Genomic DNA, 14,950 nt, shown 5'->3' on the forward strand with positions numbered 1-14,950 from the left:
GTGCCATGGTTAGTCGTGCCGAGCGTGGTCCGGTCGCCGATTGGTTCTGGACGATCGACAGGTTCTTTCTCGCCGCCTTCATCCTCTTGATGGGGATCGGCTTCATGCTGTCCTTCGCCGCAAGCCCGGCGGTCGCCGAGCGGCTCAACCTCGACAGCTTCCACTTCGTCAAGCGCCATGCGCTGTTCCTCCTGCCGGCGATCGTGACGATGGTGGCGATCTCCTTCCTGTCGCCGCGGCAGGTGCGGCGGATGGCGGCGATCCTCCTGGTCGTCTCGCTGGCCGCGATGGTGCTGGCGCTGTTCTTCGGGGTCGAGGTCAAGGGCGCGCGGCGGTGGCTTTCGATCGGCAGCCTGTCGATCCAGCCGTCGGAGTTCATGAAGCCGGCCTTCGTCGTCATCTGCGCCTGGCTGTTCTCCGAGCACGCGCGCCAGCCGGAAATCCCCGGCAACCTGTTCTCGATCCTGCTGTTCGGCATCGTCGCCGCGCTGCTCGTCGCCCAGCCCGACCTCGGGCAGACGATCCTCGTCACCGCCGTCTGGGGCGGGATGTTCTTCATGGCGGGCATGCCGTGGATCTGGATCATCCTGCTCGGCGGCGTGGCGCTCGGCGGCTTCGTCTCGGCCTACTACCTGTTCGACCACGTGGCCGGCCGTATCGACCGCTTCCTCACCGGTGAGGGCGACACGTTCCAGGTCGATACCGCCCGCGAGGCGATCATCCGCGGCGACTGGTTCGGCAAGGGGCCGGGCGAGGGCGTGGTCAAGCGGATCATCCCCGACAGCCATACCGACTTCATCTTCTCGGTCGCGGCCGAGGAGTTCGGCATCATCTTCTGCATGATCATCGTCGCCGTCTTCGCCTTCGTCGTGCTGCGGGGCCTGAACCACGCCTTCAAGGAGCGCAACGATTTCGCCCGGTTCGCGGTTGCGGGGCTGGTGCTCTTGATCGGCACCCAGTCGATGATCAATGTCGGGGTGAACCTCGAGCTCCTGCCGGCCAAGGGCATGACGCTGCCGCTGATCTCCTACGGCGGATCGTCGATGACGGCGATCTGCGTGACCGCCGGCTTCATCCTGGCGCTGACGCGGCACCGGCCGGAGAAGCGCGCCACCGAGCGGAGCCTGTTCCGCTCGGGCATGATGGCGCCGGCGGAGTGACGGCATGACGAAAGGCATCATCCTGCTTGCCGCCGGCGGTACCGGCGGCCATCTCTTTCCCGCCGAGGCGCTGGCGCATGAGTTGAAGGCCCGCGGCTGGTCGGTGCATCTCGTCACCGACAGCCGGGCCGAGCGCTTCGCCGGTAAGTTCCCGGCCGACGAAATCCATGTGGTGCCGTCCGCGACGATCGGTTCGAAGAACCCGGTGAAGGTGGTTTCCTCGCTCTGGACCCTGTGGAAGGGCCTGCGCGCGGCGCGCCGGCTGATGGCGCGGCTGCGGCCCGCCGCCGTCATCGGCTTCGGCGGCTATCCGACGCTGCCGCCGCTGCTCGCCGCTACCGGCATGGGCATTCCCTCGATGATCCACGAGCAGAACGCGGTGATGGGGCGTGCCAACAAGGCGCTGGCTTCGCGCGTCAAGGCGATCGCCGGCGGCTTCCTGCCCGACAGCGAGGGGCCCTATGCGGACAAGACGGTGACGACCGGCAATCCGGTGCGCCCGGCAGTGCTCGCCGCGGCGGAAGTTGCCTACCATCCCTCCGTCACCGATGGCGAATTCCGCCTCGTCGTGTTCGGCGGCAGCCAGGGCGCGCAGTTCTTCTCCAAGGCCGTGCCGCAGGCGGTCTGCCGGCTCGGCGAGCACAAGCGGACGCGGCTGCGCATCACCCAGCAGGCCCGGCCGGAGGACCGCGAGGGCGTGGAGGCGATCTATGCCAAGCTCGCCGTGCCGGCCGAGGTCTCGCCGTTCTTCGGCGACATGGCCGAGCGGCTTGCGAATGCGCATCTGGTGATCTGCCGTTCCGGCGCCTCGACCGTCTCCGAACTGTCGGTGATCGGGCGGCCCTCGGTGCTCGTGCCCTATCCCTATGCGCTGGACCACGACCAGGCGGCGAACGCGGCGGCGCTGGCGGCCCGGGGCGGGGCAAAGGTGATCGCCCAGTCCGAACTTTCGCCGGAAAAGCTGTCGATGATCATCGGCGAGGCGATGAAGCAGCCCGAGCGCATGGCGGAGATGGCGGCCAATGCCCAGAAGACGGGCAGGCCGGACGCCGCGCGCTTGCTCGCGGCCATGGTAGAGGCTATTGCGGGCGGCCAGACGGTTGCCGAATTCAAGGGAGAACGGCCATGAAGATGCCGAAGAGCATAGGGCTCGTTCATTTCATCGGGATCGGCGGGATCGGCATGAGCGGCATCGCCGAGGTGCTGCACAATCTCGGCCACCGCGTCCAGGGTTCGGACCAGTCCGACAGCGCCAACGTGCAGCGGCTGCGCGACAAGGGCATCAAGGTGTTCGTCGGCCACAAGGCCGAGAATATCGGCGACGCCGAGGTGGTGGTGGTCTCGACCGCCATCAAGAAGAGCAATCCGGAACTGATCGCCGCGCGCGAGAAGCTTCTGCCGGTGGTGCGCCGCGCCGAGATGCTGGCCGAACTCATGCGGTTCCGCAACGCGATCGCGATCGGCGGCACGCACGGCAAGACGACCACGACGTCGATGGTCGCCGCGCTGCTGGAAGCCGGCGGGCTCGACCCGACGGTCATCAACGGCGGCATCATCAACGCCTACGGCACCAATGCGCGCATGGGCGAGGGCGAGTGGATGGTGGTCGAAGCGGACGAGTCCGACGGCACCTTCCTCAAGCTTCCGGCCGACGTCGCGGTGGTGACCAACATCGACCCCGAGCATCTCGACCACTACGGCAATTTCGATGCTGTCCGCGCCGCCTTCCGCCAGTTCGTCGAGAACGTGCCGTTCTACGGCTTCGGGGTGATGTGCCTGGACCATCCGGAAGTGCAGTCCATGGTCAGCCGGATCGAGGACCGCAAGGTCATCACCTACGGCGAGAACCCGCAGGCCGACGTCCGCTTCGGCAACGTCCGCATGGACGGGGCGACCTCGGTCTTCGACGTCGAGATTCGCAGGCGGCGCACGGGGCAGGTGATCGAACTGAAGGACCTGCGCCTGCCGATGCCCGGCCGTCACAACGTTTCCAACGCGACCGCGGCGATCGCCGTCGCCCAGCGGCTCGGCATCAAGCCGGACGCGATCGCCCGCGGCCTTGCCGCCTTCGGCGGCGTCAAGCGCCGCTTCACGCTGACCGGCACCTGGAACGGCGTCTCGATCTATGACGACTACGGCCACCATCCCGTCGAGATCAGGGCGGTGCTGCGCGCCGCGCGGGAGGCCTGCCAGGGGCGGATCATCGCCGTCCACCAGCCGCACCGCTATTCGCGCGTGCACAGCCTCTTCGAAGAATTCGCCGGCTGCTTCAACGATGCCGACACGATCATGATCGCGCCGATCTACGCGGCAGGCGAGGAGCCGATCGAGGGCGTCAGCGCCGAGACGCTCGTCTCCCGGATAAAGTCGGGTGGACATCGGGATGCACACTACCTCGAAGGACCGGAGCAGCTTGCCTCCACCATCGGCGGCATTGCCAGGCCCGGCGACTTTGTGGTTCTCTTGGGCGCAGGGAGCATTACCTATTGGGCGGCGGCGCTGCCGAACGAACTGGCAGGCATTTCGGGAATGACGGCATGAAGCAGGTGAATGGCGAGAAACTGCTGGCGTCGCTGGGCGACGGGCTGAAGGACGTGCGGGGACGGCTGACGCCGGACGCGCCGATGGATCGCGTCACCTGGTTCCGCGCCGGCGGCCTGGCGGAACTCATGTTCCATCCGCACGACACCGACGACCTGATCACCTTCCTCAAGCTCCTGCCCGAGAGCGTGCCGCTGCTGGTGACCGGCGTCGGCTCGAACCTTCTGGTGCGCGACGGCGGGATCCCCGGCGTCGTGATCCGCCTTTCGGCCAAGGGCTTCGGCGACCTGGAGCTTGCGGGCGACAACAGGATCAAGGCGGGCGCGATCTGCCCGGACAAGAACATCGCCGCCATGGCGCTCGACAACGGCATCGCCGGCTTCGAGTTCCTCTACGGCATCCCCGGTTCGATCGGCGGCGCGCTCAGGATGAACGCCGGCGCCAACGGCGGCGAGACGAAGGACCTGGTGGTCGAGGTGCATGCGGTCGACCGCAAGGGCAACACGCATGTGCTGTCCAACGCCGACATGGGCTACAGCTACCGCCATTCGCAGGCCCCCGAGGGCCTGATCTTCACCCATGCCGTCTTCCAGGGGCAGGCGGGCGACAAGAGCGAGATCCGCACGAAGATGGATGCGGTGCGCCAGCATCGCGAGACGGTTCAGCCGATCCGGGAAAAGACCGGCGGCTCGACCTTCAAGAACCCCGAGGGCCACTCGGCCTGGAAACTGATCGACGAGGCCGGTTGCCGCGGCCTGATGATCGGCGGCGCACAGATGTCGCCGATGCACTGCAACTTCATGATCAACACCGGCCAGGCGACCGGCTACGAGCTGGAATATCTCGGCGAGACCGTGCGCTCGCGCGTGCTCGAGCATTCCGGCGTGATGCTGCAGTGGGAGATCAAGCGGGTCGGCAAGTTCATGCCCGGTTACGAGGTCCGAGAGTTCCTGGGCCGGGCGACGGCCTGATTTCGGAAACACCCATGACATGAAAACGCCGTGGATCGCTCCGCGGCGTCTTTCGTTCTTCTGGCCTGTTGCTTAGACCTCTTCCTTGCCGGACAGCAGGATGCAGGCGAGGGTGATCACCGCGGCGATGCCGAGGTAGTAGCCGACATAGGTCATGCCGTAATTGGCCTGCAGCCAGGTCGCGATGTAGGGCGCGAGCGAGGCGCCGAAGATGCCGGCGAAGTTGAAGGTGATCGACGAGCCGGTGTAGCGGACCTTGGTCGGGAAGGGGGCGGCGAGCGCCGTGCCGATCAGGCCGTAGGTCATGCCCATCAGCGCCATCGCGATGATCACGAAGATGAAGATGCCCGTCTCGCCGCTCGTCATCAGCCCGGGCAGGAAGAAGGAGAAGACGCCGATCAGCACAGTGGTGGCGATCAGCACCTCGCGGCGGCCGTATTTTTCGGCGAGCTTGCCGGCGACGGGGATCGCCAGGCCGAACAGCACCGAGCCGAGAAGCTGCACCTCGAGGGCCTCGACGAAGGGGATCTTCAGGACCTTGACGTTGTAGGACAGAAGATAGGCCGAGCCGATGTAGAACAGGACGAAGGTGGCGAGCGCCACGAACGTGCCGAGGACGAGGCTCCGCTTGTGGTTGCGGAAGAGCTCGACGACCGGGACCTCGACGCGCTCGTGCTTCTCGATCGCCTTCTGGAAGGCGGGCGTCTCGGTGATCGACAGGCGGACCCAGAGGCCGACGGCGATGAGCGCGATCGAGGCGATGAACGGAATGCGCCAGCCCCAGGCGAGCAGCGATTCCTGCGACATGAAATGCAACAGCAGCCAGAAGACGCCCGAGGACAGGAAGAGGCCGACCGGTGCGCCGAGCTGCGGGAACATGCCGTACCAGCTGCGCTTGCCCGGCGGGGCGTTCTCGGTCGCGAGCAGGACGGCACCGCCCCATTCGCCGCCGAGGCCGAAGCCCTGGCCGAAGCGGCACAGCGCCAGAAGCAGCGGCGCGAGCACGCCGATCGTTTCATAGGACGGCAGGAGGCCGATGACGACGGTGGAGATGCCCATCGTCAGGAGGGCCGCCACCAGCGTCGTCTTCCTGCCGATGCGGTCGCCGTAGTGGCCGAACACGATCGCACCGAGCGGGCGGGCAAAGAAGGCGATCGAGAAGGTGGCGAAGGAGGCGAGCAGCGCCGTGGTGGCATCGCCGTTGGGGAAGAACAGGGCGGGGAACACGAGAACCGCCGCCGTTGCATAGACGTAGAAATCGAAAAACTCGATGGTCGTACCGACCAGGCTTGCAAAAAGGACACGCGCCGGGGAGTTCACGGCGGCGGTAGTCGAATGCGTCGCGGTCGGTGACACCGTCATGGGAGTGTCACTCATGGATATTCTCTTCGCTGTTTCTTGAATGTCAGGTGCCGTCTTGGGAGGCAGCGCGCCCCTCATAGGACACGCGCGGCAATTGTGAAACAACAAATATGCTGCAGGAGCGGCGTTCCGGTAATTTTCGGACCGGAACGGCCTGCCGCCGCGACATTTTCGGTCGCGGATCCGGCGATCCGGCGCGAGCGCGGGCTTGTGTGCAACTTATGGTGATCCATTTCCCAACAAATTGTTAACTCCGGCGGTCCTAGATAGGGGCACTGGGGGCCGCACATGATGGAGCGCGTCAAAGCTTGGGTGAACGACCAGCTTGCGTTGGGGGAGTTTTCCTCGCGCGAGCAGGTCCTCCGGCGTTCGGCCATCATGGCCCTGCGTATCGCCGCGCTCGCCTATTTCCTCAACGTCGCCTCGCACCTGATCCTCTATGCGGCGGGCGTCTTTCCCTACGACCTGCCTGCGGCGCTGGTGATCGCGAGCGTGCTGACGCCGCTGATCGCGCTTCCGGTCGCCTTCACCGCCTATTACGTCGTCGGTCAGGCCGTCTACGAGCTCGCGCTGTCGCGGGCCGAATTCGAGCGGCTGAGCCGGACGGATTCGCTTTCGGGCCTGCTCAACCGCCGTGCCTTCCTGGAGGCCATCGAGACCGCCGTCTCGCCGGCGGCGCTCGCGATCTTCGACGTCGACCGGTTCAAGACGATCAACGACACGCTCGGCCACGTGGCGGGCGACGAGGTCATCGTCGCGGTGGCGGGCCGGCTGGCGGCGCTCGGCTGCGGCCGCCATATCGTCGCGCGCATCGGCGGCGAGGAATTCGCCGTGCTGGTGTGCGGGCTGTCGCCGGACGAGACGCTGGCCTATGTCGAGGACGCCCGCAGCCTGATCGAGGCCCAGCCGGTCGCCTGCGACGCGGGCCCGATCGCCGTCACCGTTTCGGCTGGTGTGGCGGATTGCGCGCCGGGGCGGGACTTCGACGACCTCTTCTCCCATGCCGACCGAGCCCTCTACCTTGCCAAGGTCTCCGGCCGGAACCGCGTCGTGCACGAGCGCGCGGTCGCGGGCGTCGTTCCGCCCACGAGATACGAGGCGCCGTTCGGCGAGATCATCCGCGACCTGGACGGGAGCCGCTTTGCGACGATGGCCGCCACGCGCCATCAGCCGAAAGCATGAGTTCGTTTCGCCGGCGGCTCGTATTCCGGGTCCTGTCCCGGTCATCGGCGGCGCACTCGGTGCGCTCGCCTGGAATGCCATAGGCGAGGACGACGGAGCCGCCTCTCATTGCCGGCTTCCGTTGTCGCCCGCTTCGCAACCACGGTCGGGTGCTCTCATCGCACATCTTCATGTGTTGGAGCTTGCATTGCCGGCAAATCTCTGATTCTAAGCCATGAATCGCTGTCGCTTCTTGATTCTGTGGTGAAGCGTTAACGGCCGCGACGCGTGCCGGTTAACGAAAGTAAACGCTTCATTAACCATAATGTCGTTGTAGTGACGGTGAGGCGGGGATGCGAGTCGCCGGTGCCGAGCAAGATCAGGCCCGCGCAAGGCAATCCGGTCAGTGTGCGAGAGAGTCAGGAGTGAAAATGAGCAAGCATGTCGCGGTGCTGATGGGCGGAATTTCTTCCGAGAGGCCCGTGAGCCTTTCGTCCGGCAGCGCCTGCGCGGATGCGCTCGAGGCTCGTGGCTATCGCGTCACCCGCGTCGATGTCGGCTACGACGTCGCGACCGTCCTGGCGGATCTGAAGCCGGATGTCGCCTTCAATGCCCTGCATGGCCCGTTCGGCGAGGACGGCAAGATCCAGGGCATCCTCGAATACCTCCAGATTCCCTATACCCATTCGGGCGTGCTGGCGTCGGCGCTGGCGATGGATAAGGGGCAGGCGAAGATCGTTGCCAAGGCTGCCGGCGTTCCCGTGGCCGAGGCGAAGCTGATGAACCGCTTCGACATCATCTCCAGGCACCCGATGAAGCCGCCCTATGTGGTCAAGCCGGTGCGCGAGGGGTCGAGCTTCGGCGTCGTCATCGTCAAGGAGGATCAGCCGCATCCGCCGCAGGTCATCACCTCCAGTGACTGGCGCTATGGCGACCAGGTGATGGTCGAGCGTTACGTCTACGGGCGCGAACTGACGTGCGGCGTCATGGGTGACGTGGCGCTCGGGGTCACCGAGGTGGTGCCGCAGGGACACGGCTTCTACGATTATGATGCGAAATACGAGAAAGGCGGCTCGAGACACGTCCTTCCGGCGCAAATTTCACCAAATATTTACCAAAAAATACAAACACTCGCACTCAAGGCGCATCAAGCGATCGGGTGCCGCGGCGTCAGCAGATCGGACTTCCGGTATGACGACCGTTTCTCCGAAAATGGCGAGATCGTGTGGCTGGAGATCAATACGCAGCCCGGCATGACCCCGACATCCCTGGTGCCCGAAATGGCCGTCCATGCCGGTCATTCCTTTGGTGAATTCTTGAGTTGGATGGTGGAGGACGCGTCTTGTTTGCGTTGACCGGCAGAAAGAGAAGCAGAGCGCGCCAGATGGACGCCGCGGGCCTCGCGGAGGCCGAGGGCGGCCGCGTGCTGCCGCGTCCGCTGCGCCGCCTCGTGCGCTTCGCCGTCGGTCTCGCCGTGGGGCGCGTGTCGATCCCGCGCCATGCCGGCTCGGTCGCCGCCGCTTCCTTCTTTGCCGCCACCGGCTTCTACGGCATGTCGCTCGGCGGGCACACGCAGGATTTCGCCCAGACGACCACGACCGCCGTCGGCTTTGCCATCGACGACGTCAAGGTTTCCGGCGCACGCGAAACCTCCGAGATCGAGATCCTCGAACTGCTCGGCCTCGACGGTACGACCTCGCTGGTCGCGCTCGATGTCGAGGAGGCCCGGCGCAAGCTGTCGGAACTGCCCTGGGTTGAGCATGTCTCGGTGCGCAAGGTCTATCCGGGGACGATCGAGGTGGCGCTGAAGGAACGCAGCGCCTTCGGTATCTGGCAGCACGGCAACGATCTCTCCCTGATCGAAAAGAACGGCAGCGTGATCGCGCCGCTGCGCGACAGCAAGTTCTCCACCCTGCCGCTGTTCGTCGGCCGGGATGCGGAGGTTGCCGCCGCCGATGTCGAAAAGCAGTTCGAGGCCTGGCCGGACGTCAAGGCACGGGTGAAGGCCTATGTGCGCGTCGCCGGCCGCCGCTGGGACCTCCGTCTCGACAACGGCGTCCTCGTGATGCTGCCGGAAAGCAACGTGCCGCGTGCCATGGAAGTTCTCGCCAGGCTCGAGGCCGAGCAGGGGATCCTGGAGCGCGACATCGCCGCCGTGGACCTGAGACTGGAAGACCGTACCACCGTGCGGCTGACCGAAGGCGCCGTCGAGCGCCGCAAGGTCGTGCTCGAGCAGCGGACGAAGGAACTGAAGAAGGTGACCGACCGCTCATGAGTATCTTCGGCTCCTCCCATTTCGGCCTGCCCCGCCTGAAGCCGCTCAATTCGAAGCGGTCGCACATCGTCTCGGTCCTGGACATCGGCTCGACGAAGGTCGTCTGCATGATCGGCCGGCTGACGCCGCGTCCGGAGAGCGAGATCCTGCCGGGCCGCACCCACTCGATCGAGATCATCGGCCTTGGCCACCAGCGCTCGCGCGGCGTCAAGAACGGCGTGATCGCCGACCTCGATGCGGCCGAGAGCGTCGTCCGCCTGGCGGTCGATGCGGCCGAGCGGATGGCCGGGCTCACGATCGACAGCCTGATCGTCAATGTTTCGGCCGGGCGCCTGCAGAGCGACATCTATACCGGCACCATCGATCTCGGCGGCCAGGAGGTCGAGGCTGCCGACCTGCGCAAGGTGCTCACGGCGGCCGGTCAGCGCTCGCTGCGCCAGGACCGGGCGATCCTGCATTCGCTGCCGACCGGCTACTCGCTGGACGGCGAGCGCGGCATCCGCGACCCACTTTCGATGTACGGCGACGTGCTCGGCGTCGACATGCACGTGCTGACGGCCGAGCGCACCGCGCTGAAGAACCTGGAACTCTGCGTCAACCGCGCGCACCTCTCTGTCGAGGGCATGGTGGCGACCCCCTATGCGAGCGGCCTGTCGGCGCTCGTGGACGACGAGGTCGAGCTCGGCTGCGCCTGCATCGACATGGGCGGCGGCACGACGGCGATCTCGGTCTTCGCCGAGGGCAAGCTGGTGCATGCGGATGCGGTGGCGCTCGGCGGCCATCACGTCACGACCGACATCGCCCGGGGCCTTTCGACCCGCATCGAGGATGCCGAGCGGCTGAAGGTCGTGCACGGTTCGGCGCTGCCGAACGCGTCCGACGAAAGCGACATCGTCGCCGTCCCGCCGATCGGCGAGGACGATCGCGACCAACCGACCCACGTGCCGCGGGCGCTGCTCTCGCGCATCGTCTGCGCCCGTATCGAGGAGACGCTGGAACTGATCCGCGACCGGATCCAGCGGTCCGGCTTCTCGCCGATCGTGGGCAAGAGAATCGTGCTGACCGGCGGTGCCAGCCAGCTCACGGGACTGCCGGAAGCCGCGCGCCGGATTCTGGCGCGCAACGTTCGCGTCGGGCGCCCGCTCGGCGTTTCGGGCCTGCCTGCCGCGGCCAAGGGTGCGGCGTTTTCCACGGCGGTCGGCCTGATGATCTATCCGCAGGTGGCGGAGTTGGAAGCGCATTCGACGCAGGGCGGCATGCTTGCGTCGCTTGCAGGAGGAAACGGCCGCATTGCCCGCATGGGGCAGTGGCTGAAGGAGAGTTTCTGACGGGTTGCCGCCGGGTAGTTGCGTAGGCGGGTTACGGAATTAGACAATTTGGCCGGTGTGGCGATGCAGGCCAGAACAGACAAAAGGAACATCGACAATGACGATCAAGCTGCAGAAGCCGGACATCACTGAGCTGAAGCCCCGCATCACCGTATTCGGGGTCGGCGGTGGCGGCGGCAACGCTGTCAACAACATGATCACCGCAGGGCTCCAGGGCGTCGACTTCGTCGTCGCCAACACGGACGCCCAGGCGCTCACCATGACCAAGGCCGAGCGCATCATCCAGATGGGCGCGCAGGTCACCGAGGGCCTCGGCGCCGGTTCGCAGCCCGAGGTCGGCCGGGCGGCCGCCGAGGAGTGCATCGACGAGATCATCGACCACCTGAACGGAACGCACATGTGCTTCGTCACCGCCGGCATGGGCGGCGGCACCGGCACGGGTGCAGCACCGATCGTCGCGCAGGCGGCCCGCAACAAGGGCATCCTGACCGTCGGCGTCGTCACCAAGCCGTTCCACTTCGAGGGCGGCCGGCGCATGCGGCTTGCCGAACAGGGCATCCAGGAACTGCAGAAGTCGGTCGACACGCTGATCGTGATCCCGAACCAGAACCTGTTCAGGATCGCCAACGACAAGACCACCTTTGCCGACGCCTTCGCGATGGCCGACCAGGTGCTCTATTCGGGCGTCGCCTGCATCACCGACCTGATGGTCAAGGAAGGCCTGATCAACCTCGACTTCGCCGACGTCCGTTCGGTGATGCGCGAGATGGGCCGGGCGATGATGGGCACCGGCGAGGCATCGGGCGAGGGCCGCGCGATGGCCGCAGCCGAGGCCGCGATCGCCAACCCGCTCCTCGACGAGACCTCGATGAAGGGTGCGCAGGGCCTGCTGATCTCGATCACCGGCGGTCGCGACCTGACGCTGTTCGAAGTCGACGAGGCGGCGACCCGCATCCGCGAGGAAGTCGATCCGGACGCCAACATCATTCTGGGCGCGACCTTCGACGAGGAACTGGAAGGCCTGATCCGCGTCTCCGTCGTTGCGACCGGCATCGACCGCGCCGCTGCGGAGGTCGCAGGCAAGACTGCCGACTTTCGTCCGGTGAACAAGCCGCTCGTCCGTCCGTCGGCCGCCGTTCCGCCGCAGCCGCAGGTCGCCCCGGCACCGCAGCCGGTCGCAGCCGCACCCGCACCGGCCCCCGTCATGGCCCAGCCGGTCGCCCCGCAGCCGATGCGGGCGGCCGACCCGATCGCCGAGACGATTCGCCAGGCAGAGATCGGCCTCGAGCGCGAGCTGGCGCTTCCGGACGCCAAGCCGGCCGTCGCGCCGCAGGAGGAGTTCCGCCCGCAGAGCCGGATCTTCGCATCCGCTCCGGCCGCTGAGGCCCCGGTCGCCGCACGCCCGGCTCCGGCCCCGCAGCCGCAGTACCAGCCGGCACCGGCCATGCGGGCCGAGCCCGCGGCCCCGGTCATCCGCCAGGAGCCGGTCGCGACCCGCATGCCGAAGATCGAGGACTTCCCGCCGGTGGTGAAGGCGGAGATGGACCATCGCGTCCAGCCGGCGCAGGTCCAGGCCGAGGAACGCGGCCCGATGGGGCTGCTGAAGCGGATCACCTCCTCGCTCGGACGCCGTGACGAGGAAGAGCAGCCGGCCGCGGCAGAGGCCGCTCCGGCGCAGCAGCGCCGGGCAATGTCGCCGGAAGCGAGCATCTACGCGCCGCGCCGCGGCCAGCTCGACGACCACGGCCGCGCCACGCCGCAGCCGCGGGCGCTGAGCGAGGACGACCAGCTGGAGATTCCCGCCTTCCTGCGCCGCCAGTCGAACTGAGGCGTCACGATTGTTGCAACAAAGGCCCGGATCCCGTATCCGGGCCTTCTTCTTTTTCTCTTTTCTTTCAATTGGTTGGGCATAGGTTGTGGGTCGTAACACAACGAAAGAAACAGTGATTTGTAACAATTCGGACACGCCACTACATTCCGGCCAGAAACGCCGCCAGCGCATTGATTCATGGGCAATTTTTATGAGCCTGGCGCGGTCTCGGTAGCGCAGTCCCCATTTCCGGCTTCGGCCGCCGAGGAGCGCGCGAAACAAAACGATAAGAAAATAGTGACGATCGGCCAAAAGCCGGTGCAAAGATAAGGCGAATTAGACGATGTCCATCAGCTTGCTGGGTTTTCAGACGACGATCTCGAGCCCGGTCACGATTTCCGGAACCGGCGTCCACTCCGGCGCTCTGGTTTCCATTACCTTTCATCCGGCCGAGGCCGACAGCGGCATTGTTTTCCAGCGCCTTCACGACAACGGTTCCGTCAGCGAATACCGGGCCGTCTCCTCGCAGGTGGGCAACACCGACCTCTGCACCGTCCTGGGCTTCTCGCCGGACAAGTCGATCGCGACGATCGAGCATGTCATGGCCGCTCTCTACGCGCTGTCGCTGGACAACGTGCTGATCGAGGTCCAGGGCGCCGAGATGCCGATCATGGACGGCAGTTCCGCTCCCTTCATCGACGCCATCGACCAGGTCGGCCTGCGGCCGCTGGCGGTCAAGCGCCGCTACATCCGCGTGGTCAAGCCGGTCCGTGTCGAGGCCGGTTCGTCCTGGTCCGAGTTCCTGCCGCATGACGGCACGCGCTTCGAGGTCGAGATCGATTTCGATTGCCCGCTGATCGGCCGCCAGGCCTGGAAGGGCGAGCTGACGCCGGCGACGTTCCGCAGCGAACTGTCGCGCGCCCGGACCTTCGGCTTCATGCGCGACGTCGAGCGCCTCTGGGCCGCCGGCTATGCGCTTGGCTCCTCGCTCGAGAATTCCGTCGTCATCTCTGACGACAATGCCGTGATCAACATCGAGGGCCTGCGTTACGGCGACGAGTTCGCCCGCCACAAGACGCTGGACGCCGTCGGCGACCTGGCGCTGGCCGGCGCGCAGTTCATCGGCTGCTACCGCTCCTATCGCGGCGGCCACAAGATGAATGCGCTGGCACTGAAGGCGCTGCTGAACGATCGCACGGCCTATGAGGTCGTGGAAACGTCGCTCCCGCGTGCGCGCGCCGGAAAGCGCGAGCTGATCGCGGTCAACGCACCGGAGTTCGCTCCCTGGTCCGCCTGAGGGCCGGGGACTGTCCCCAATCGCGCGGCGCTTCACACTTTCTTTGCCATAAAAATGCGTTATTGCAGCGGCATGGCGTTGCGGTATGCGCGGGATTGGGGATAGAACGCGTCCAATGAACGGCGCTCCGACAGGGCGCCGCGATGATTTTGGGATTGTCAGATGAATTTTGCAGGGATTGTTGGTGCCAAATATTGGACGCGGATTGCCTGCGTCGCGCTCCTGTCCACGGTGCCACTGGCGCTGACGGCGTGCCAGAGCGATCCCGACATCGACATCACCAAGCTGTCTGTCGAGACCGATCCGCCTGACGTTCTCTACAACCAGGGGCTGGCGAACCTCAATGCCGGCAACGTCACGGAGGCGTCGCGCAAGTTCGCCGCGATCGACCGGCAGCACCCGTTCTCCGAATATGCGCGCAAGGCGCTGGTGATGAGCGCCTTCGTCAACTACCGCCAGGGCGCCAACGAGGAGGCGATCACCGCCGGCCAGCGCTACCTGAAGCTCTATCCGGAATCCGAGGACGCGGCGTACGCGCAGTACATCGTCGGGCTGGCCTATGCCAAGCAGATCCCGAGCGTGACGCAGGACCAGCGTCCCGCCACGCAGACGATCGAGGCGATGCAGGCCGTCGTTACCAAGTATCCCGATTCGGAATATGTCGAGGATGCGCAGGCGAAGATCCGCTTTGCCCGCGACCAGCTGGCCGGCAAGGAAATGCAGGTCGGCCGCTACTATCTCGAGCGCAAGGAATACCTGGCGGCGATCACGCGCTTCCGCACCGTCGTCGAGCAGTACGGCACGACGAACCAGGTCGAAGAAGCGCTCGCACGCCTCGTCGAATCCTATTATGCAATGGGTATCGCCAGCGAAGCGCAGACCGCTGCCGCCGTTCTCGGCCACAACTATCCGGACAGCGAGTGGTATGCGGATTCCTACAAGCTGCTGCAGTCGAAGGGGCTGGAGCCGCGCGAGAACGCTGGATCCTGGATTTCGCGCGCCGGCAAAGCCCTCATCGGCGCCTGAGCAAAGAGATATGACCTCG

12 protein-coding genes are annotated in these 14,950 nt (G+C 66.0%); 11 read left to right on the forward strand and 1 reads right to left on the reverse strand.

Annotated features, from left to right (window positions below):
- Nucleotides 1–5 precede the first annotated feature (5 nt).
- The 4 genes from ftsW to murB are packed head-to-tail and all read left to right on the forward strand — an operon-like array spanning nucleotide 6 to nucleotide 4,672.
- Entirely contained in the window at nucleotides 6–1,160 is a 1,155-nt protein-coding gene (ftsW, locus tag P0086_RS18720; protein ID WP_112597834.1) for a putative lipid II flippase FtsW, read from the forward strand.
- A 4-nt stretch (nucleotides 1,161–1,164) separates the two neighbouring features.
- The gene (murG, locus tag P0086_RS18725; protein ID WP_112597832.1) at nucleotides 1,165–2,289 is read left to right on the forward strand and encodes an undecaprenyldiphospho-muramoylpentapeptide beta-N-acetylglucosaminyltransferase; all 1,125 of its coding nucleotides are present in this window, start codon (nucleotides 1,165–1,167) and stop codon (nucleotides 2,287–2,289) included.
- Entirely contained in the window at nucleotides 2,286–3,701 is a 1,416-nt protein-coding gene (gene murC, locus P0086_RS18730; RefSeq protein ID WP_275788271.1) for a UDP-N-acetylmuramate--L-alanine ligase, read from the forward strand. The genes murG and murC overlap by 4 nt, the downstream gene beginning before the upstream one ends.
- Nucleotides 3,698–4,672 (forward strand): UDP-N-acetylmuramate dehydrogenase, encoded by a 975-nt coding sequence (gene murB / locus P0086_RS18735; protein WP_112597828.1) that lies wholly within the window; start codon nucleotides 3,698–3,700, stop codon nucleotides 4,670–4,672. The genes murC and murB overlap by 4 nt, the downstream gene beginning before the upstream one ends.
- A 72-nt stretch (nucleotides 4,673–4,744) precedes the next feature.
- On the opposite strand, the gene P0086_RS18740 is transcribed toward murB, so the two are convergent.
- Entirely contained in the window at nucleotides 4,745–6,049 is a 1,305-nt protein-coding gene (locus P0086_RS18740) for an MFS transporter (RefSeq protein ID WP_275788272.1), read from the reverse strand.
- A gap of 273 nt (nucleotides 6,050–6,322) precedes the next feature.
- Here P0086_RS18740 and P0086_RS18745 point away from each other — a divergent pair, with 273 nt between their 5' ends.
- The 7 genes from P0086_RS18745 (at nucleotide 6,323) to P0086_RS18775 (ending at nucleotide 14,931) form a co-directional block, all read left to right on the forward strand.
- Entirely contained in the window at nucleotides 6,323–7,216 is an 894-nt protein-coding gene (locus P0086_RS18745; RefSeq protein ID WP_275788274.1) for a GGDEF domain-containing protein, read from the forward strand.
- Nucleotides 7,217–7,626: 410 nt separating this feature from the next.
- On the forward strand, nucleotides 7,627–8,550 hold the full coding sequence (locus P0086_RS18750) for a D-alanine--D-alanine ligase (RefSeq protein WP_275788275.1): 924 nt from the start codon (nucleotides 7,627–7,629) through the stop codon (nucleotides 8,548–8,550).
- Between the two features lie 29 nt (nucleotides 8,551–8,579).
- Entirely contained in the window at nucleotides 8,580–9,470 is an 891-nt protein-coding gene (locus P0086_RS18755) for a cell division protein FtsQ/DivIB (RefSeq protein WP_112597818.1), read from the forward strand.
- Nucleotides 9,467–10,798, forward strand: coding sequence for a cell division protein FtsA (gene ftsA, locus P0086_RS18760; protein WP_112597816.1), 1,332 nt, complete (start codon nucleotides 9,467–9,469; stop codon nucleotides 10,796–10,798). Before P0086_RS18755 ends, ftsA begins: the two co-directional genes overlap by 4 nt.
- A gap of 97 nt (nucleotides 10,799–10,895) precedes the next feature.
- Nucleotides 10,896–12,626, forward strand: coding sequence for a cell division protein FtsZ (ftsZ, locus tag P0086_RS18765; RefSeq protein ID WP_112610074.1), 1,731 nt, complete (start codon nucleotides 10,896–10,898; stop codon nucleotides 12,624–12,626).
- 325 nt (nucleotides 12,627–12,951) lie between these two features.
- Complete coding sequence (gene lpxC, locus P0086_RS18770) at nucleotides 12,952–13,905, forward strand: UDP-3-O-acyl-N-acetylglucosamine deacetylase (protein ID WP_112597812.1); 954 nt, start codon at nucleotides 12,952–12,954, stop codon at nucleotides 13,903–13,905.
- A 162-nt stretch (nucleotides 13,906–14,067) separates the two neighbouring features.
- Nucleotides 14,068–14,931 carry an outer membrane protein assembly factor BamD gene (locus P0086_RS18775; RefSeq protein WP_112597810.1) on the forward strand — a complete coding sequence of 288 codons (864 nt, stop codon included), beginning with the start codon at nucleotides 14,068–14,070 and terminating at the stop codon, nucleotides 14,929–14,931.
- The last annotated feature ends 19 nt before the right edge of the window (nucleotides 14,932–14,950 follow it).

Origin of the sequence: Mycoplana sp. MJR14 (assembly GCF_029210525.1) — a bacterium.
Classification (GTDB): Bacteria; Pseudomonadota; Alphaproteobacteria; order Rhizobiales; family Rhizobiaceae; genus Mycoplana.

Bases quoted from the DNA above. Each gene is read 5' to 3' on its own strand.
- P0086_RS18750 (WP_275788275.1), top strand. From the start codon at position 7,627: ATGAGCAAGCATGTCGCGGTGCTGATGGGCGGAATTTCTTCCGAGAGG.
- murG (WP_112597832.1), top strand. From the start codon at position 1,165: ATGACGAAAGGCATCATCCTGCTTGCCGCCGGCGGTACCGGCGGCCAT.
- P0086_RS18755 (WP_112597818.1), top strand. From the start codon at position 8,580: ATGGACGCCGCGGGCCTCGCGGAGGCCGAGGGCGGCCGCGTGCTGCCG.
- ftsA (WP_112597816.1), top strand. From the start codon at position 9,467: ATGAGTATCTTCGGCTCCTCCCATTTCGGCCTGCCCCGCCTGAAGCCG.
- P0086_RS18740 (WP_275788272.1), bottom strand. From the start codon at position 6,049: ATGAGTGACACTCCCATGACGGTGTCACCGACCGCGACGCATTCGACT.
- murC (WP_275788271.1), top strand. From the start codon at position 2,286: ATGAAGATGCCGAAGAGCATAGGGCTCGTTCATTTCATCGGGATCGGC.
- ftsW (WP_112597834.1), top strand. From the start codon at position 6: ATGGTTAGTCGTGCCGAGCGTGGTCCGGTCGCCGATTGGTTCTGGACG.
- lpxC (WP_112597812.1), top strand. From the start codon at position 12,952: ATGTCCATCAGCTTGCTGGGTTTTCAGACGACGATCTCGAGCCCGGTC.
- murB (WP_112597828.1), top strand. From the start codon at position 3,698: ATGAAGCAGGTGAATGGCGAGAAACTGCTGGCGTCGCTGGGCGACGGG.
- P0086_RS18775 (WP_112597810.1), top strand. From the start codon at position 14,068: ATGAATTTTGCAGGGATTGTTGGTGCCAAATATTGGACGCGGATTGCC.
- P0086_RS18745 (WP_275788274.1), top strand. From the start codon at position 6,323: ATGATGGAGCGCGTCAAAGCTTGGGTGAACGACCAGCTTGCGTTGGGG.
- ftsZ (WP_112610074.1), top strand. From the start codon at position 10,896: ATGACGATCAAGCTGCAGAAGCCGGACATCACTGAGCTGAAGCCCCGC.